This window comes from Pseudomonas sp. GL-R-26 (assembly GCF_019947365.1).
Lineage (GTDB): Bacteria > Pseudomonadota > Gammaproteobacteria > Pseudomonadales > Pseudomonadaceae > Aquipseudomonas.
The window spans coordinates 1-18,043 of record NZ_JAGYGI010000051.1 but is presented as its reverse complement, the minus strand read 5'-3'; the positions used below and the strand labels follow the sequence as shown (position 1 = coordinate 18,043).

The 18,043-nt window shown below is 61.4% G+C and carries 14 protein-coding genes; 12 read left to right on the top strand and 2 right to left on the bottom strand.

The window, feature by feature from the left end; genetic code table 11:
* Together KGA96_RS28570 and KGA96_RS28565 are read left to right on the top strand one after the other, a co-directional pair.
* A partial coding sequence (locus tag KGA96_RS28570; protein ID WP_223515882.1) for a hypothetical protein occupies positions 1-356 on the top strand: 356 nt, incomplete at its 5' end.
* Positions 357-807: 451 nt separating this feature from the next.
* Positions 808-2,727, top strand: a complete 1,920-nt coding sequence (locus tag KGA96_RS28565) for a tyrosine-protein phosphatase (RefSeq protein WP_223515878.1) — start codon at positions 808-810, stop codon at positions 2,725-2,727.
* 51 nt (positions 2,728-2,778) lie between these two features.
* Here the strand turns inward: KGA96_RS28565 and KGA96_RS28560 are convergent, their stop codons facing one another.
* Both KGA96_RS28560 and KGA96_RS28555 read right to left on the bottom strand, forming a co-directional pair.
* Complete coding sequence (locus tag KGA96_RS28560) at positions 2,779-3,726, bottom strand: AraC family transcriptional regulator (RefSeq protein WP_223466685.1); 948 nt, start codon at positions 3,724-3,726, stop codon at positions 2,779-2,781.
* A gap of 280 nt (positions 3,727-4,006) precedes the next feature.
* Positions 4,007-4,459 carry a hypothetical protein gene (locus KGA96_RS28555; RefSeq protein WP_046042397.1) on the bottom strand — a complete coding sequence of 151 codons (453 nt, stop codon included), beginning with the start codon at positions 4,457-4,459 and terminating at the stop codon, positions 4,007-4,009.
* Positions 4,460-4,782: 323 nt separating this feature from the next.
* On the opposite strand from KGA96_RS28555, the gene KGA96_RS28550 reads away from it, so the two are divergent.
* From KGA96_RS28550 to KGA96_RS28505, 10 genes are all read left to right on the top strand, one after another.
* Positions 4,783-6,504, top strand: coding sequence for a SulP family inorganic anion transporter (locus KGA96_RS28550; RefSeq protein WP_223515875.1), 1,722 nt, complete (start codon positions 4,783-4,785; stop codon positions 6,502-6,504).
* Positions 6,505-6,562: 58 nt separating this feature from the next.
* Positions 6,563-7,381: a polyphosphate kinase 2 gene (ppk2, locus tag KGA96_RS28545; protein WP_223466689.1), complete on the top strand. Its 819-nt coding sequence runs from the start codon at positions 6,563-6,565 to the stop codon at positions 7,379-7,381.
* A gap of 481 nt (positions 7,382-7,862) precedes the next feature.
* A complete protein-coding gene (tssB, locus tag KGA96_RS28540) occupies positions 7,863-8,366 on the top strand; it encodes a type VI secretion system contractile sheath small subunit (RefSeq protein ID WP_223515872.1) in 504 nt (167 codons plus the stop codon).
* A gap of 34 nt (positions 8,367-8,400) precedes the next feature.
* Positions 8,401-9,939, top strand: a complete 1,539-nt coding sequence (tssC, locus tag KGA96_RS28535; RefSeq protein WP_223466691.1) for a type VI secretion system contractile sheath large subunit — start codon at positions 8,401-8,403, stop codon at positions 9,937-9,939.
* 41 nt (positions 9,940-9,980) lie between these two features.
* The gene (tssK, locus tag KGA96_RS28530) at positions 9,981-11,336 is read left to right on the top strand and encodes a type VI secretion system baseplate subunit TssK (RefSeq protein WP_046042391.1); all 1,356 of its coding nucleotides are present in this window, start codon (positions 9,981-9,983) and stop codon (positions 11,334-11,336) included.
* Positions 11,333-12,010 carry a type VI secretion system protein TssL, short form gene (gene tssL / locus KGA96_RS28525; RefSeq protein ID WP_046042390.1) on the top strand — a complete coding sequence of 226 codons (678 nt, stop codon included), beginning with the start codon at positions 11,333-11,335 and terminating at the stop codon, positions 12,008-12,010. Before tssK ends, tssL begins: the two co-directional genes overlap by 4 nt.
* A gap of 9 nt (positions 12,011-12,019) precedes the next feature.
* Positions 12,020-13,759, top strand: coding sequence for an OmpA family protein (locus tag KGA96_RS28520; RefSeq protein WP_223515869.1), 1,740 nt, complete (start codon positions 12,020-12,022; stop codon positions 13,757-13,759).
* A 15-nt stretch (positions 13,760-13,774) separates the two neighbouring features.
* Positions 13,775-14,266, top strand: coding sequence for a type VI secretion system tube protein TssD (gene tssD, locus KGA96_RS28515; protein ID WP_223515866.1), 492 nt, complete (start codon positions 13,775-13,777; stop codon positions 14,264-14,266).
* Positions 14,267-14,416: 150 nt separating this feature from the next.
* Positions 14,417-17,059 (top strand): type VI secretion system ATPase TssH, encoded by a 2,643-nt coding sequence (tssH, locus tag KGA96_RS28510; RefSeq protein ID WP_223515863.1) that lies wholly within the window; start codon positions 14,417-14,419, stop codon positions 17,057-17,059.
* Positions 17,056-18,043, top strand: a 988-nt coding sequence (locus KGA96_RS28505; protein ID WP_223515861.1) for a type VI secretion system Vgr family protein, incomplete at its 3' end; no start/stop codon positions are given. The genes tssH and KGA96_RS28505, both read left to right, overlap by 4 nt.

Below are 18,043 nucleotides of genomic sequence, written 5' to 3'. Positions count from 1 at the left end.
GTGGTAATGGCGGCGGAAATGGTGGCGGTAATGGCGGTGGAAACGGCGCAGGCCACGGCGGCGGCATGGGTGGCGGACACGCCGGTACAGGCCACTCCGGCAGTAACGGCCGCGGCAACGGGCTGGACAGCGACCATGCCGGCAAATCCGTGCGCGACCATGGCCTGAGCGGGAACCACTACGGTAGTGAGCGCAACGATGACAACGGTCATGGCACCACGACCTCAGGCATCGCCCATTCCAAGGATACTCGCGGCATCTCCAAGGCCAGGGCTATTTCGGCCTCGACGCCGGGTGAGCACAACACCAAAGGCTTGAGCAAAGCAGGGCTGTCGACCTCGAAAAAAACCCATTGAGTTCGCGGCGACGGATCAGTTTCTAGAAAAGCAAAAAACCCGCTGCAAGGCGTAATGCTGTTCACTTAAGCGCGGTGCTTCAGGCACACCTACTTTTGTGGCGAGGGAGCTTGCTCCCGCTGGGCTGCGTAGCGGCCCCAAAAATGTGACAACAATGCCATTTTTTGTGAGTGCCGCGCACTCAAGCGGGAGCAAGCTCCCTCGCCACAGATACAGTGTTCGTCCTTAAGTGAACAGCATTACGCTGCAAGGCGGGTTTTTTATGCCTGGAAATTGATCGGCGACCACCGCGCATCTCGTTTTCCGCCAGCACAATGGGCATTACACGGACAGAAAACGAGCCACCTGGACACATCGCGCAGTGATTTGCGTTTGCAGGCGATTTGTCATGTTCAGCGCCATTTCAATGTAGATATTAGTCAGCCCAACGCGATTTCAATGAGGCTGCACTGTGTTCCAACGACTTGTGTGTTCGCTGTCTGTTTTGAGCCTGTCCATCGCTGCCGCCCAAGCTGCCGAGACAGTCCCCCTCAACACCCCGCGCCTGAAGAGCATCGACAACTTCCGCGATGTCGCCGGTCTCACCACCGCGTACACCACGGCCAATGACGGTACGATGCGTGGCGGGGTGTTTTACCGCTCCAACGCGCTGACGCCGTCGGCGGCGGATCTGGCGACCCTCAACGGCCTGGGCATCAAGGCGGTCTACGACCTGCGCACGCCCAGCGAGATCGCCGCCACGCCCGACAAGATGCTCACGGGAGCGACGTACACCAACATCGACATCATCGGCGGCTCCACGTCGGGTGCGAACGTCACCAACATTGCGTTCCACAGTGCCGCCGAAGCCACCGCCATGATGCAGGACACCAACCGTGATTTCGTCCGGAACCCGGGGATGCGCAGCGAGTTCAACCAGCTGTTCAATGAGCTGGCCACGGTCGATGGCGCCGCGCTGTTCCACTGCACCGCCGGCAAGGACCGCACGGGCTGGACCGCCGCCGTGCTGCAAAGCATCGCCGGGGTCGACGATGCCACCATCATGAGCAACTACCTGGCGACCAACGACTACACCGCCGCGCGCATCAAGGCGACCCTGGCGGCGTTGCCTCCGAGCCTGGCGACCATCTATGGGCCGCTGATCGGTGTGGAGGCCAGTTACCTGCAAGCCGGCCTGGACCAGGTGACCGCGCAATACGGCACGATGGACAACTACCTCAAGGAAGGCCTCGGCCTGTCCCAGGAAACCATCTACGTGCTGCGCGGCAAGATGGTGTTCTACAACAGCCTGCCTGGCGCAGCGGACCTGGCCGGCAACGCCGCGGCCGGCGCGCAGTTGTTGCAACAACTGCAGAACAGCAACCTGTCGGGCACCTACAGCGCCTACAACTACTACCTGCAGTCGGCCATCGATGCCCGCAGCCTCGGGGGCGTCGAGTCCACCGTCGGCGGTCAGGTGCATGCCGACGCCGCGAGCTATCTGCTGCGCCAGGGCGCGATGATCGAACAGGCCAGCGCGCCGTTCACCAGTGGCATCGACCTCAAGGCCGGGCAATATCGCCTGTGGAGCACCGCTCTGGCGGGGTATCTGGGCACCGATGGTTCGTCCCAGGCCTCCAGCAGCAACGAGCATAGCCAGGGCATGATGATCGGCCTGACCCAGCGCTTTTCCGAACAGCTCAGCGCCCATGCCGGCTTCGGCTACAGCAGCGGCAATGTCGGTGGCGCAGGTGGCGAGGCCGATACCGACCTGACCTTCTTCAGCGTCGGCGCACGCTTTGCTCCGAACGGCCTGGAGCGCGGCCTGTTTGTGGATGCCGATGCCAGCGTCGGCTATCTCGATTACGAGAGCAAGCGCGAATTGGGCGGTGGTCTGGGCACGGCCAAGGGCGACAGCCATGGCAACCTCACCGGCGCGACCCTGGCGCTCGGTTACCGTGTACCGGTAAACGGCGTGACCCTTGAGCCGAGCCTCGGCGTGCGGATCAGCCACGTCAACCTGTCGGGCTTCCAGGAAAAAGGCAGCGAGCTGGCCCTGGATGTCGACGGCATCCACGAGACCCGCAAGAGCGCGGTGGCCAACCTCAACGCATCCTTTGCACCTGTCGGCCTCGGTGCCTGGCAAGTGGTGCCGGGGGTGCAAGTGGGCTACGAGCATGTGTTGGGCGACCATGAAGTCGACAGCGAAGGGCAACTGCTGGGCCTGGACATCGAACAGCAAGCCGCCTTCGACAACCGTGACCAGTTCACCGGTGGCGTCAACGTCATGGCCAACCTTGGTCCGTGGAGCGTGGGGGCAGAAGTCGGCGCCAGCGGCGGCGGCGACAGCCACGGCTTCAATGGCGGGCTGAAGGCCAGTTATCTGTTCTGACGATCAGTTAAGGCAATTTGTGGGAGCGAGCTTGCTCGCTCCCACAATGTCTCAATTGGTCGCTATCGGCCGCGTTCGCAGGCCCTTTCTCACGTCTGCGGGGCTGATGCCGTAGGCACTCTGGAAATACTGGCAAAACCGGCCGACATTGCTGAAGCCAAGTTGCAAGGCCACGTCTGTCACCGACGGCGACACCCCTTGGGACAGCGCGGCAAAGGCGCGCTCCAGGCGGACCTGGCGCTGATAGGCAACGATCGAGGTGCCCATGAAACGCTGAAAACCTTCCTGCAATGCGCGCAGGCTGACGTTGGTCAATTGCGCCAGCTCGGTGCCGCTGGCCAGGTGGTCGGGGTGCTCCTGGATGTACTCGACGGCCAGCTTCACATGCCGTGGCGCTATCAGTGGGGAAGGGCGCTGAAGAGCTTCGGTGAAGTTGTGCGGCCAGGCTTCCAGTACCGCATCGACCAGCATTTCGCGAAGGCGCGAAGGCATCAGCGAACCTGTGTTGATCAGCAGGTCGAACTCGGTGCCTGTGGCCAGTTCAATCAACGCCCGGATGCCCTGCAAGGCCGACACATTCAGGTCCACCACAGGTTCGAAATGGACCTTTTGCAGGATAGGTTTGCCCAGCAGCGTCGACAGGCGCTCGGTAATCAGCTGGCGGCTGATCGAAATCCCGTGCTGTGCGTGGTTGTCGACAAAGCGCGCCGAGCGGACCTCGGCTTTGTCGATCGCCAGGCCGATCTGCGCGAAACCGACCGACTCGGTAACGTGGTTGAAGATGATCTTCCCGGCGGTGGGAATGACAAAGGTGATTTCATCAAGGGGGGCGGGAAAAGCCACCGTGAAGTCACCGCGATAGTGCATGCGACGAAAACTGACACCTTCGTGCCGGCCGTAGACCCCGCCGATGATGATGTTTTTCGGCGGCGGCGGAGAGTCGCAATAGAGGTTGCCGAACAGGCTCGAGAACAACGCGCCGAAGTCGTCGCAGCTCATGTCGTTGGACCTGATGATGATTTGCTTGCGCGTCGTGCTTGCGTACACCTGAAGTGGCACCTTGAGCGGATGGGCAAAGCCCTGGTACAGGGAACCGGGCGATCAGAGATCGAGCGGATGCGGTTCGGGAAAGCGCTTGGACGTTATCAGTGAGTAATGACAGGCTTGTTACCGGTTGTTGCCGCCGGCCCCGGTTCCGTTCACCCGACGCCACCGCTCGCACCGGACAACCGGTGGCACGAGCGGTACCGGGGCGTGAGCCGACCTGAATCGGCCGCGGCTATTTCACCGGTTCTGTTGCCTTGATATCCCCGCAAAAGATATCGACGTTGCCATCGGTCGAAGCCGTTCGCACGACCACCGAATACTTGCCGTCAACCAGGGTTTGCAACGGCACAGGCGCGGTTCTGGTAAAAGACCAGCCGCGTACGGGCTGGCGTTCGGTGTTGACGGTGTCGTTCATCGCGTAGGCGACTGACCCGGGTTGCTCGCAGCTGCCATTATTGATGAAGGAGTAAAGACGCAGGGGCAGGGTAACCCCCATTGGAGCACCGCTGATGAAGAAACTGAGCCCGGTTTTCTTGTCCCAGTCGGTCAAGGTGACGGTGCCGATCTGGCCGGCGTTTTGCCGGGTGGCGACCAGGTTGACGTTCACGCCGTGGGTCGATGAAGTGGTGCAGCCGAAAAGGCTTGCCGCAACCATGAGTGCGGCCAGTGAGGTTCTGAGCTTCATTGCCAAACTCCTGAGTTGAAGAACTGCAATGGGGGGAATTAGCGGGTATAGCTCATTTATTGCTTTCATGACGTCGTCCATATAAGGCTTTCCATTTTTTAGTGGTGATGGTGGGGCGTCTGTCTCCTTCGCCAGCCATGTGGCGGCGTAGCCGTGCAAACCGGCTACATTTGTAACTGGTCGAGTCTGCGTGGATTGCCTGCTGGCACACGCGTTTCGATGCCGATGAAGGTTTGCAATGGTTGCGCGTGCAGTTAAAGGATTGTGCGGTCAGTTGAGCCCACTCATCATCCGCACGGGACGATTTGCCACTGGAGTGACTGATGAATCAACAAGGCAGCCATCCGCAAGAGCGGATTCCAGGCACTCCACAGCGGGGAACCTTGCGCAGCCTGTTGATCCCGCAATGGCTCGGCAGCTACCGGCCAGACTGGCTGCGGGGCGATATTGTCGCCGGGCTGACGGCAGCGGCCGTGGTGATTCCCAAGGCGCTGGCGTACGCCACTATTGCCGGCCTTCCGGTGCAGGTCGGGCTGTACACGGTGCTGGTGCCGATGGTGATCTATGCCGTGCTCGGCACGTCGCGCCCGCTTAGCGTCAGCACCACGACCACCCTGGCCATTCTCGCCGGCTCCGCGTTGGGCCAGCTCAGCCCCGATGGCGATGCGGCGACCTTGCTCGCCGGCTCCGCCACGCTGGCCCTGATGGTGGGCGCGATCCTGATTGTCGCCGGGCTGCTGCGCCTGGGTTTCGTCGCCAATTTCATTTCCGAACCGGTGCTGGTGGGTTTCAAGGCCGGCATCGGCGTGGTCATCGTGCTCGACCAGTTGCCCAAGCTGTTGGGCACGCACATCGACAAAGGCGGCTTCCTGCACAACCTGGTGGCCACGGTCCAGAGCGTCGGCCATGCCTCGCTGCCGACCGTGGCGGTCGGCGTGTTCATGGTCCTGCTGCTGGTGGGCATGAAGCGTTTTACACCACGACTGCCAGCGCCTTTGATTGCGGTGGCGCTTGGCATCATCGGCATGAGCCTGTTTGGTCTGGAGCGCTTTGGTGTGTCCGCCGTCGGCGTGGTGCCGATCGGACTGCCCGCGCCGACCCTGCCGGTATGGTCGATGGCCGAGACCCTGTGGTCCTCGGCGATGGGTATCGCGCTGATGAGTTTCACCGAAACCATCGCGGCGGGGCGCGCGTTTGCCCGCAGTGACGAGCCCGCGCCACAACCGAACCGGGAGCTGCTGGCCACGGGCGTTGCCAACATCGGCGGTGCGTTTCTCGGGGCCATGGTCGCCGGTGGCGGGACCACCCAGACGGCGGTGAACCGCCTGGCCGGCGCCCGTTCGCAACTGGCCGCACTGGTCACCGCCGCACTGGCACTGGGCACGTGCCTGCTGCTGGCACCGCTCATTGGCCTGATGCCCAACGCCACGCTCGCTGCCGTGGTGATCGTCTATTCGGTGGGCCTGATCGAACCGGCGGAATTTCGCGAGATCCTGTCGGTTCGCCGTACCGAATTTGCCTGGGCCGTGGTGGCCATGATCGGCGTGATACTGCTGGGCACGCTGCAAGGGATCGTCGTGGCGATCATCGTTTCGTTGCTGGCCCTGGCCTATCAAGTCTCGGACCCGCCCGTGCATGTCCTGGGACGCAAGCCTGGCACCAATGTGTACCGACCGCAGTCCGCCGAGCACATCGATGACGAACACTTTGACGGGTTGCTGTTGCTCAGGCCCGAAGGGCGGGTGTTCTTCGCCAATGCCGAGCGCATCGCCGACAAGATCCGGCCGCTGATTGACGTGGCGGACCCCAAGGTCGTGGTCCTGGACCTGCGCAGCGTGTTCGACCTGGAATACACCGCGCTGAAAATGCTCACCGGGGCGGAACAGCAACTGCAGGAAAAAGGCATTTCATTGTGGCTGGTGGGCATGAGCCCGAGCGTATGGGAAATGGTCATCAAGGCACCCCTGGGCCATGCGCTGGGCGAGGCGCGCATGTTCTTGAACCTGGAACTGGCGATTGAACATTACCAGCGCAGTCGAGGCTGAATGAACGCGGCCGGGGGAACTCCGGGCGCGGTGTGAGGCATTGGAGGAGGTATCGGGCATGGCAAAGAAGAAGGCGGCAACGAAAAGCAAGCCGGTCGATAGCGGCAAACTCAAGAACAAGGTGTATATCGAGGAACTGGCGCGGCTGCATGTCGAGATGGTGAAGCTGCAGGAGTGGGTGCAGCACACGGGCGCGAAGGTTTGCATCATCTTCGAGGGCCGTGATGGCGCCGGCAAGGGTGGGACCATCAAGGCGCTCACCGAGCGGGTCAGTCCGCGGGTGTTCCGGGTGGTGGCGTTGCCGGCACCGACCGACCGGGAAAAAAGCCAGATGTATGTGCAACGCTATCTGCCGCACCTGCCGGCGGCTGGCGAAGTGGTGATCTTCGATCGCAGCTGGTACAACCGCGCCGGAGTCGAGCGGGTCATGGGCTTTTGCAGCGAAGAACAGGTGCGCAATTTTCTCACCTCGGTGCCGCGCGTCGAGCAGGCACTGGTGGAATCGGGAATCATCCTGATCAAGTACTGGCTTGAAGTGAGCCAGGAGGAACAGACCCGACGGCTCAAGGAGCGTATCACCGACGGGCGCAAGATATGGAAGCTGTCACCCATGGACCTCAAGTCCTATAACCGCTGGTACGACTACTCCCGTGCCCGGGACGACATGTTCGAGGCCACCGATACAGACTTCGCCCCGTGGCGGGTCGCCAACTCGAATGACAAGCGACGGGCGCGACTGAACATCATCACCGATGTGCTGGGCAGCATTCCCTACGAGGAAGTACCGCGGGCGAAAGTGAAGCTGCCCAAGCGGCAAAGCCCGGGCAACTATCGGGATCCGAACTATCCGTTCAAGTACATCGCAGAGAAATTCTGAAGTCTGCCTGGTCTGTGCTGCCTGTTCCCGGTTCTGGACCGGGCGCAGGCAGTCATGACATTCCACCCCACCCCACCCCTGGTTTTCCTGGAAAACCGTATCGACTGGTTTCACTGCGACTGCATTGAGTCGCCTTCAAAGCACGCCAATAAGCTATTTGTAGGAAACTTCTTAAATAGCGTAGGGAGATTGCTTTTTATAGTGAGAGTAAGTTCCCAGCGCGGTGTACGTTCGGTCTTTATATGTTTGTCGTGGGTAGAATGACTTCGTACGATAGTTCACCATTGCCTCCGGAAAGTTTTAAGCTTTTGTTTCATTGATTGCAGTTTCACTTCAAAAGGTTCATTTTTTTGCGGTCGAGAAAAGATCGAGAACGATGGCTGTTAGTTTATCTGGATATGTCAATGCAATGGCTGAACCAGATTTTTGTAGTTGATTATTTGTAACTGTGCATGCAGTTACAAATATCCAAGGAGGATTTATGGCTTCTGGTAGTTTTCAAAACGAAGTGCCAAAGGCACGAATCAACATCAAACTCGATTTGCATACTGGCGATGCCCAGAAAAAAACCGAATTGCCGCTCAAGTTGATGGTGATGGGTGACTACAGTAACGGCAAGGAACAGCGCCCTTTATCCGAGAGAAGCAAAGTCGCCATCGACAAGAACAACTTCGATAGCGTACTGGCCGAATTTTCTCCCGAGCTCAGCCTGGCGGTGGCCAATACCCTGGTGGAGGATGCCAGCGAAGCGGAGGTCGTTCTGGGTTTCCAGAGCATGAAGGATTTCGAGCCAGAGCAGGTGGCCCGGCAAATTCCGCAACTGCGCGCACTGCTGGCAATGCGCAACCTGTTGCGCGACCTCAAGTCCAACCTTCTGGACAATGCCAGGTTTCGTCTGGAGCTGGAGCGAATCCTCATGGACGAGGCACTGACTGACGAACTGCGAGGCGAGTTGGCTGCATTGGCTCCGCAAGCCGTTCGTTAATTCACCTCGGTCTGTTTAAAAGGAAGTTTTCACAATGTCTATCGAACATTCTCACATGCAATCGCGTGGCACTACGGTGTTGCCTGAAGAAAGCCAGGGCGTGTATGGCGCATTGTTTGGCAAGATCAATCTCAACCCGGTAAAAGCGTTGGGCGAGATTGAAATGTTTCAAAGCTCCGAGGCACTGTCGGACGTTTCTGTCGATGAGCGTGTTACCGCCGCGGTCAGTGTTTTCCTGAAGTTGATAAAGCAGTCTTCGCGCAAGGTCCGGCGTCTGGACCGGACACTGCTGGATGAACATATCGCATCGCTGGATGCGCAAATCAGCCGTCAATTGGACGCTGTGATGCATCACCCGGATTTCCAGCGGGTCGAGTCCACCTGGCGCGGCGTGAAATCGTTGATCGATCAGACCGATTTCCGCCAGAACGTACAGATCGAATTGCTGGATATCAGCAAGGATCACCTGGTCCAGGATTTCGAGGATGCACCAGAGATCGCGCAAAGCGGTCTGTACATGCATACCTACACCCAGGAGTACGACACACCGGGCGGTGAGCCGATCGCCGCTGCCATTTCCAACTTCGAATTCGACCGCAGCCCGCAAGACATTGCCTTGCTGCGCAGTATTTCCAAAGTCTCGGCAGCAGCGCACATGCCTTTCATTGGCTCCGTCGGCCCAGCCTTTTTTGGCAAGCGCTCTATGGAAGAAGTGGCCGCCATCAAAGACATCGGCAACTACTTTGACCGTGCCGAATACCTCAAGTGGAAAGCGTTCCGCGACAGCGATGATGCGCGATACATCGGTTTGCTCATGCCCCGAGTGCTGGGCCGTCTGCCTTATGGCCCGGACACCGTTCCGGTGCGCAGCTTCAACTACATCGAAAGCGTCAAGGGGCCGGACCACGACAAGTACCTATGGACCAACGCCTCGTTCGCCTTCGCTGCCAACATGGTCAAGAGCTTCATCGCCAACGGCTGGTGCGTGCAGATCCGCGGTCCGCAGTCTGGCGGCGCGGTCACCGACCTGCCGATCCACTTGTACGATCTGGGCACTGGCAATCAGGTGAAGATTCCTTCGGAAGTGATGATTCCGGAAACTCGCGAGTTCGAGTTCGCCAACCTCGGTTTCATCCCGCTGTCGTACTACAAGAACCGTGACTATGCGTGCTTCTTCTCGGCCAACTCCACGCAGAAGCCGGCGTTGTACGACACCCCGGAGGCCTCCGCCAACAGCCGGATCAATGCGCGCCTGCCGTACATCTTCCTGCTGTCACGCATTGCCCATTACCTGAAGCTGATCCAGCGCGAAAACATCGGCACCACCAAGGATCGCCGTTTGTTGGAGCTGGAGTTGAACAAGTGGGTCAGCGGGCTGGTCACCGAGATGAACGATCCGGGCGACTCGCTGCAGGCTTCGCACCCGTTGCGGGCTGGCCGGGTCACCGTCGAAGACATCGAGGACAACCCGGGCTTCTTCCGCGTCAAGTTGTATGCCGTGCCGCATTTCCAGGTGGAAGGCATGGACGTCAACCTGTCGCTGGTTTCGCAGATGCCCAAGGCGAAAGCCTGATTCCTGCTCACACCCACGCCACTTCGTAGGGATACGACCTCATGAAAATCGACCGCCCCTTGTGGGCCGCGGGGGCATTGCTGTCCCCACAGCAATTCCAGCAGCAGGCGCGCTGGGAGGCCTGGGCCAACGAGTGCCTGGCTCGTCTTTGCCTGGTGCACCCTTGGGGCGTTCGCAGTGTCGCCTTCGACCTGGAAGCTCTGCGCCTGGGCACGCTCAAGGCCACCCGGCTCAATCTGCGGATGCCGGACGGTACCCTGATCGACAGCGATCAAGTGGATCGGCTGCCCCCCGGTCTCGACCTGTCGCGCCTGCAGACCGGTGACAGCCAGACAGCTACCTTGCTGCTGGCCCTGCCGCTGGAGCAGGCCAATGGCAACAACTGCCTGTTCGATGGCGGGCAAGGGGATCGGCCTACCCGATATCGCCAGGACTGGCGACGGGTGCAGGACATCTACACCGATGAGGTGCAATCGGTCGGCGTGCTGGAACAGGTGCTGAGCCTGCGCTTCGAGCACGACGAGAACGGCGATTACCTGACCTGTCCCATCGCACGGTTGATGCGCGACGGGCAGGGCGCCTGGAGCCTTGACCCCGATTACATTCCGCCGTTGCTCAGTTTCGCCGCGCACCCGGGGTTGCTGACGCAATTGGATAACCTGTTGAGCCAGCTGTCCTCCAAACGCCAGCGACTGATGGGCATGCGCCGCGAAAGCAATCAACGCATGGCCGACTTCGCCGTTGCCGACGTGTCATTGTTCTGGCTGCTCAATGCCTTGAACACTTACCAGCCGGTGTTGGCCGATCTCAAGGCCTGGCCTGCGCGACCTCCCGAGCAGGTCTATCTGGAGTTGACGAAACTGGCCGGCAGCCTGCTGACCTTTTCCCTCGAACACGATGTCGAGCAGATTCCGCCTTACCGCCACGAAGACCTGGAAAGTGTGTTCCCGCCACTTTTGCGCATGATTTCCACCTTGCTGGAGGCCAGCCTGCCTTCGCGGGTCATTGCCCTGGACCTTGAAGAAAGTTCGGCCAATCGCTGGCAGGTGCGCCTCGATGACCATCGACTGCGCGAGCCAGACAGCGCCGACTTCTACCTGTCGGTGCGTTGCCGCCTGCCAGCGGTGCAACTGCAGAGCCAGTTCCCGCGCCTGTGCAAGATCGGTACACCGGACGAAGTCGATCAACTGGTCAACGCCGCCCTCGACGGCGTGCCGTTGCAGTCCCTCAGCCATGTGCCGGCGGCCATTCCCCTGCGCCTGGAAAACCAGTACTTCGCCCTCGACCTCAACCATGTCAAGGGCAAAGCCATTCTGGCTCAGGGCGTTTGTGCCTTCTACGTCCCGAGCACCCTGGCCGACGTCAAACTTGAACTGTTCGCGGTACTACGTGCATGAACCTGATCGAAACGAAAAAACACGACGCGGTTGATATCGACGCATTGCTGCAGGACAGCTACCTGCTGGTGGTCGAGTTGCGGCTGGGTGCCTCGGCGCAGAACAGCGATGAAGTCAAAGCGTTGTGCGTGCAGCAAGTCGAACGCCTTCGCCAGTCGCTTGCAGAGGCGGGGCTGACGCAACGCAGCATCGACCATATCAGCCATGCGCAATGCGCGTTGCTGGATGAAACCATGCTCAACCTCACCCGCGACAATGCCCATTCGCGCTGGGCCAGCGAACCCTTGCAAACGAAGTTTTTCAATCGCCATCAGGCCGGGGTGTTCCTTTATGAGGACATGCGTGAGGTGCTGCGCGAACCCGCAGCGGATCCGCTTGTGTTGACTGCGTTCCAACGGGTATTGACCCTGGGCTTCAAGGGTCTTTATGCCGATATCAATGATCCGGAGCGCGAGCAACTGTTGACCACCCTGAATGAACGGGTCGCCCCTTTGCAATTGCATCGGCGGTCGACCGCAACGGTCAGCGGCGGTCGAGGCCTTACGGTGAGCCCGGGCCTGCGCTCGCCCCTGGTCAATGCCCTGGTAGCCGGCCTGTTGCTGGTCGGTGTCTGGTACGGGCTCGATCAGTGGTTGGGTAGTCTTGTGGCGACGCTATTGTCCGCAGCAGCCTGAGGTGAGCCAATGACGCTCAAACTCAAACAAGGGCTCTGGCTGTGGGCAGGGGCGCTGGCCTTGATGCTGCTGGCGATCATCCCGCTTGGCGGATGGACGCGTGTGGTCGGGGTCTTGATCGTTGTCGGCAGTGTTGCGCTGGCGTGGGGCCGGGCAGTGCGTCAGGCAGCGCTGCAACGGGACCTGCCCGGTTCGCTCGATGATTTCGCAATGCCACCGGCGAACTACCGCCATCCTGTGGTGCTGGTCTGTGGCGACGGCCTGTCCGGCCTGTTTGGCGAGGGGGGCGCCGATCATCCTGCGCAGCGCTTGACCGAGCAGGGATGTTACTTGCGGGTCTCCCGTGTGGAACAGATGCCGGGGCTGGTCGACAGCATCATGACCTTGCGTCCCCAGTGGGGCGGACAGCTCAGTGTGATGTTTGTCGTCAACCCGGGCGAGCACACCAATGCCGGGGTGCTGGCCGGGCAGGTGCGCACCTTCAATCATCAGGTCGCGCTGACGCGCAAGCGCGGCTTTAGCTTGCCGTTGATGCTGGTCAGCTATCTGCAGTCCCCTGCAGCCAAAGGGGCCTGGTTCAGTTGGGGCGCCGGCCAGGACCGCTGCAACATTCTGCAGGCGGGGACCAGCTTCAGCCCGAACGACTGGTACCGGCAGTCCGCTTGCAGTGAAGTCCATACCCAACGTTTGCAGGCCGGCATCCAGCTCAACAGTGCAGCTGCCTGGCTGGACGAACATGTCCTGGCGCACTTCACCCGCCGTGAAGGTCGCCACGCTATCGGCCTGCCGCTGGTGTGGGCCTGCACCCTGGTGCCGACACTGCCCGGTTATGTGCCCGGCAACTTGTGGCGGCAATGGCAGCGGGACAAGACCGCGCTGCTGGACGCCGATGGCGCTATACAGGAAACGGGGGAGCCGTTGCCGTTTCCTGACCCTCTGCTGAGTCTGCTGCCCCGGCAGCCTCAACCATCACCCAAGCGTGGCGCAATCGTGATCGCGGTATGGGGGTTCACGTTTGCCACCGTTGTCGCCCTGATCAGCTCGGCCTGGCAGAACACCTTGCTGCTGCGCCAGGTCAGTGACGACCTGCGGCGCTACACGTCCATTGCCCCGCCGACGCGTCTTGAGCAAGCCGAATTCGCCCGGCGCGAGGATGCGTTGAACGTGCTGCGCGAGGACGCGGTGCGACTGGACTCGTACTACCGCCTGGGCGTCCCCATGGCTCTGGGTTTTGGCCTGTATCACGGCGAGCGCCTGCGTGACCGGGTGTTGACGACCATAGCCGATCACAAGCAACCGTCGACCCGCCCGCTGGCGGCACGTACCGCGCGAACGGTGCGCCTGGACAGTCTGTCGCTGTTCAGCAGTGCCAGCGCCCGGCTCAAGCCCGAATCAACCAGGGTGCTGATCGATGCCCTGGTCGGCATCAAGGCCCAGCCTGGCTGGCTGATCGTCATCGCCGGGCATACCGATGCCGTGGGCAGCGACGAACACAACCTGCACTTGTCCCGTGCCCGCGCGGCAGCGGTACGTGAGTGGATGCAACGCATGGGTGGCATCCCCGACAGCTGCTTCGCGGTGCAGGGCTTTGGCAAGAGCCAGCCGATCGCGAGCAATGACACCGAGGGGGGGCGTCAAGCCAACCGTCGCGTCGATATCCGTCTGGTGCCGGAAGCGGGGGCCTGCGTGCTACCCACGGTCGGGGCCGACGTTCAACTCCCTGCCGCAAACGCGGCATTTGTGTACTGAGAAAAGGAGCTTCACATGGCAATTCCCGTTTACCTGTGGCTGAAAAATGACGGCGGTGCGGACATTAAAGGTTCAGTGACCGTGCAAGGTCGCGAAGGCAGTATCGAGGTGGTCGCTCACAACCACAGCGTCTACATCGCCAGCGACGATAACACCGGAAAATTGACCGGTACGCGGACCCATTCTCCGTACGTGTTCACCAAAGAAATCGATGCCTCCAGCACCTACCTCTATAAGGCTGCTACTACAGGCCAGACACTCGAGAGCGCCGAGTTCAAATTTTATCGCATCGACGACGCTGGCCAGGAAGTCGAGTACTACAACACCCTGCTTAAAAAAGTGAAGGTAGTGAAGGTCGAGTCGAAAATGCACGACGTCAAAGATCCGGACAAGGCGCAACTCAACCACCTGGAAGAGGTTGAGTTGCGCTACGAGGAGATCTTCTGGGACTTCAAGGACGGAAACCTCAAACACGACGATAAATGGGACAAACGTAGTAGAGGGTAACGCTGAATAACCAGCAGGCAGGCCTCTGCCTGCTGGTTCCGGTGCACTGGGTTGAGCGTCTGTGCGCGGACGTTCAACCCAGCCCATCCCGACACTTTCCATCGCCCTGACCGACTATCCGCTGACCCTTCAGCACAAGGACGTACCTCCATGACCGACAACTCCACGCGCCTGCTTCGCCGTCTCAATCCCTACTGCGCCCAGGCGCTCAGCGCGGCGGCGTCGTTGTGCCAAAGCCGTGCCCATGGGCGGATCAGCATCGAACACTGGCTGCTCAAGTTGCTTGAGCGGGGCGAGGGCGACCTGACCCTGATCGCCCGTCGTCATGAATGGGACATGGACGCACTGTGGCGCGGTCTGCTTGACCATCTCGACAGTCTGCCGCGCAGCGTGCAAGGCAAGCCGCAGTTGTGCGGCAAGTTGCACAAACTGATCGAGAGCGCCTGGTTGCGCGCGTCGCTGGAAGGGCATGACAGCTTGCGATCGGCGCACCTGCTGGGCGCGCTGCAGGACAGTCCGCAACTGCTGGATAGCGATGCGGCCTGGCTAATGCTGAGCCTCAGTGAAATCCAGTTGCAGCAGCTGTCGACGCTGCTCGATCAACACTCCGAAGAACGCCCGCAAGTCCAACAGCAAAGTGCGTTGGACCAGCCCCCGGCGTTACCTGTCCCCGGAGCTGCCGTGCACGATGCCTTGCAAGCGGTACTGGACAGGTTCACCCAGGACATCACCGCCAAGGCGCGGGCCGGGCAGATCGACCCGGTGTTCGGGCGTGACGATGAAATCCGCCAGGTCATCGACATCCTCAGCCGGCGGCGCAAGAACAACCCGATCCTCGTCGGCGAGCCCGGCGTCGGCAAGACCGCGCTGGTCGAAGGCCTGGCCCTGCGCATTGCCGACGGCAACGTGCCGGACAGCCTAAAGGCGGTCAGCGTGCGCACCCTGGACCTTGGCCTGCTTCAAGCGGGCGCCGGGGTAAAAGGCGAATTCGAACAACGCCTGAAAAACGTCATTGACGCCGTGCAGCAGGCGGCCAACCCGGTGCTGCTGTTCATCGACGAGGCTCACACCCTGATCGGCGCCGGTAACCAGGCGGGCGGGGCGGATGCGGCGAATCTGCTCAAGCCGGCCCTCGCGCGAGGCGAATTGCGCACCATCGCCGCGACCACCTGGAGCGAATACAAACAGTACTTCGAGCGCGATGCCGCCCTGGAGCGGCGCTTCCAGATGGTCAAGGTCGACGAGCCGGACGATGCCAGCGCCTGCCTGATGCTGCGCGGCCTCAAGGCCCGTTACGCCAGCCATCACGGCGTGCACATTCAGGACGCGGCGGTGCAGGCCGCGGTCAGCCTGTCGCGGCGCTACCTCACAGGCCGCCAGCTGCCGGACAAGGCCGTCGACCTGCTCGACACCGCCAGCGCGCGGGTGCGCATGAGCCTCGACTGCGAGCCCCAGGCACTGGTGCGGCTCAAGGCCCGGCATGCCGCGCTGGAGCTGGAGCGGCGCGCACTGGAACAGGATGTGCAACTCAATGGCAGCGACTTGAGCGAACGATTGACGCTGATCGCCGGGCAGCAGGTCGAGCTGCAACAACAGCAGGATGACCTGCTGCACCAGTACCGCTACGAACTCGACCTGACCTGTCAATTGCTCGATGCCCGTCAGGCTGAACCGGTCCGCAGCGACCTCTGCGCGAAACTGCAGGAGCAATTGCTGCGGGCCCAGGGCAGCCAGCCAATGCTGTCCCTCGACGTCGATGCACGCAGCGTTGCCGAAGTCATCGCCGACTGGACCGGCGTGCCCCTGGGCAGTTTGCTCAAGGACGAACAGGCCAGCCTGCTGGACCTCGAACAGCAACTGGCCGAGCGAGTGATTGGCCAGGACCATGCCCTCGGTGCCCTGGCGCAGCGCCTGCGCGCGGCCAAGACCGGCCTGACCGAAGAGCAGGCGCCGCTCGGGGTATTTTTGCTGGTCGGCACCAGCGGCGTCGGCAAGACGGAAACCGCCCTGGCGCTGGCGGACTGCTTGTTCGGTGGCGAAAAATCGCTGATCACCCTCAACCTGTCCGAGTACCAGGAAGCCCATACCGTCAGCCAGCTCAAGGGCTCGCCACCGGGTTACGTCGGTTACGGCCAGGGCGGCGTGCTCACCGAAGCGGTGCGCCAGCGGCCCTATAGCGTGGTGCTGCTGGATGAAGTGGAAAAGGCCCACCGCGACGTGCTCAACCTGTTCTACCAGGTGTTCGACCGCGGCTTCATGCGTGATGGCGAAGGACGTGAAATCGACTTCCGCAACACTGTCATCCTGATGACCTCCAACCTCGGCAGCGATGAGCTGCAAAACGGTCTGCGCGAGCAGCCCGAAGCCAGCGACAGCGACTTGCACGAATGGCTGCGACCGCTGCTGCGCGAGCACTTCCAGCCGGCGTTGCTCGCCCGCTTCCAGACCCTGATCTACCGCCCGCTGCTGGCCGACGCGCTCAAGCATATCGTCGCCCTGAAACTTGCCAAGGTCGCCAGGCGCCTGCACAGCCATTACGGCCTGACCTGCCAGATCGAGGATGGCCTGCACGATGCATTGGTCGCCGCCTGCCTGCTGCCCGACACCGGTGCGCGCAACATCGACAGCCTGCTCAACCAGCAGATTCTGCCGGCGCTCAGCCAACAGCTGCTGCAGCGTCAGGCCGCCAAATACAAAACCCTTGGCGTGACCCTGGGCTGCAGCGATGAGGAGGGCATCACGCTGCAATTCACCGACGGACCTTCAGTCGTTGCACCGGAGGGCCGAGCATGAACCCGGTCTTCGGCCACAACCGCCACACACTCAAGATCGACAAACTCGACACCCATCTCGACGTCCTCGCTTTCGAGGGCCATGAGTACCTGAGCCAACCCTACCTCTACCGCATCGAATTCACCGCCAGCGACCTCGACATCGGCGCGGAAAAATTCATCGGCCAGTACGCCGAGTTCAGCCTGTACGACGCACCGTCCAACGTGCCCGTGTTCGACTGGGAAGTGCCCAGGCCGATAATGCCGCTGCGCACGCTGTACGGCCGCATCACCGCCTGCCAACGCCTGTCCGGCTCAATCGACGAAGCCCGCTACGAAGTCACCCTGCAACCGCGCCTGGCCCTGCTCGATCGCGGCCAGCAGACGCGGATCTATCAGCACCAGTCCGTGCCGGACATCGTCAAAAGCATTCTGCGCGACCGCCACGGTCTGGACACCGGGCACTTTCGCTTCAACCTCAAGCGCGAGTACCCGCAGCGCGAGCAGGTGATGCAGTACCAGGAAAGCGACCTGGCGTTCATCAGCCGGATCCTGGCCGAGATCGGCATCTGGTACCGCTGCATCCAGCACGAAGAGCTCGCCTTCGATGTCGTCGAGTTCTGTGACGACCAGCGCTGCTACCAGTTCGACGTCGAGCTGCCGCTACGCTCGCCGTCGGGCTTCAGCAACAGCGTCGAGGACAGCGTCTGGGCCCTGAAAACCCGCCACCGGGTGGTGGAACAGCACGTCAGCGTGCGCGCCTATCACCCCGACGACAGCCGCGCCTACCTCGACGGCGAGGTCGACCAGACCCTCGGCGAGCCCGCCACCCACGGCGTGGCCACGACCCGCGGCGTCGCCGACAACACCTACGGCGACGCCTACCACTACGCCGAACCCTACCGCGTGCTCGGCAAGTCCCACCTGCGCGACGAAGACCTGCAAAGCGAAAGCGGCTTTTTCTACGCGCGCCTGCGCCACGAACGCTACCTCAACAACCAGACCC

Bases quoted from the DNA above. Each gene is read 5' to 3' on its own strand.
- KGA96_RS28560 (WP_223466685.1), bottom strand. From the start codon at position 3,726: ATGAGCTGCGACGACTTCGGCGCGTTGTTCTCGAGCCTGTTCGGCAAC.
- KGA96_RS28555 (WP_046042397.1), bottom strand. From the start codon at position 4,459: ATGAAGCTCAGAACCTCACTGGCCGCACTCATGGTTGCGGCAAGCCTT.
- KGA96_RS28550 (WP_223515875.1), top strand. From the start codon at position 4,783: ATGAATCAACAAGGCAGCCATCCGCAAGAGCGGATTCCAGGCACTCCA.
- ppk2 (WP_223466689.1), top strand. From the start codon at position 6,563: ATGGCAAAGAAGAAGGCGGCAACGAAAAGCAAGCCGGTCGATAGCGGC.
- tssB (WP_223515872.1), top strand. From the start codon at position 7,863: ATGGCTTCTGGTAGTTTTCAAAACGAAGTGCCAAAGGCACGAATCAAC.
- tssC (WP_223466691.1), top strand. From the start codon at position 8,401: ATGTCTATCGAACATTCTCACATGCAATCGCGTGGCACTACGGTGTTG.
- tssK (WP_046042391.1), top strand. From the start codon at position 9,981: ATGAAAATCGACCGCCCCTTGTGGGCCGCGGGGGCATTGCTGTCCCCA.
- tssL (WP_046042390.1), top strand. From the start codon at position 11,333: ATGAACCTGATCGAAACGAAAAAACACGACGCGGTTGATATCGACGCA.
- KGA96_RS28520 (WP_223515869.1), top strand. From the start codon at position 12,020: ATGACGCTCAAACTCAAACAAGGGCTCTGGCTGTGGGCAGGGGCGCTG.
- tssD (WP_223515866.1), top strand. From the start codon at position 13,775: ATGGCAATTCCCGTTTACCTGTGGCTGAAAAATGACGGCGGTGCGGAC.
- tssH (WP_223515863.1), top strand. From the start codon at position 14,417: ATGACCGACAACTCCACGCGCCTGCTTCGCCGTCTCAATCCCTACTGC.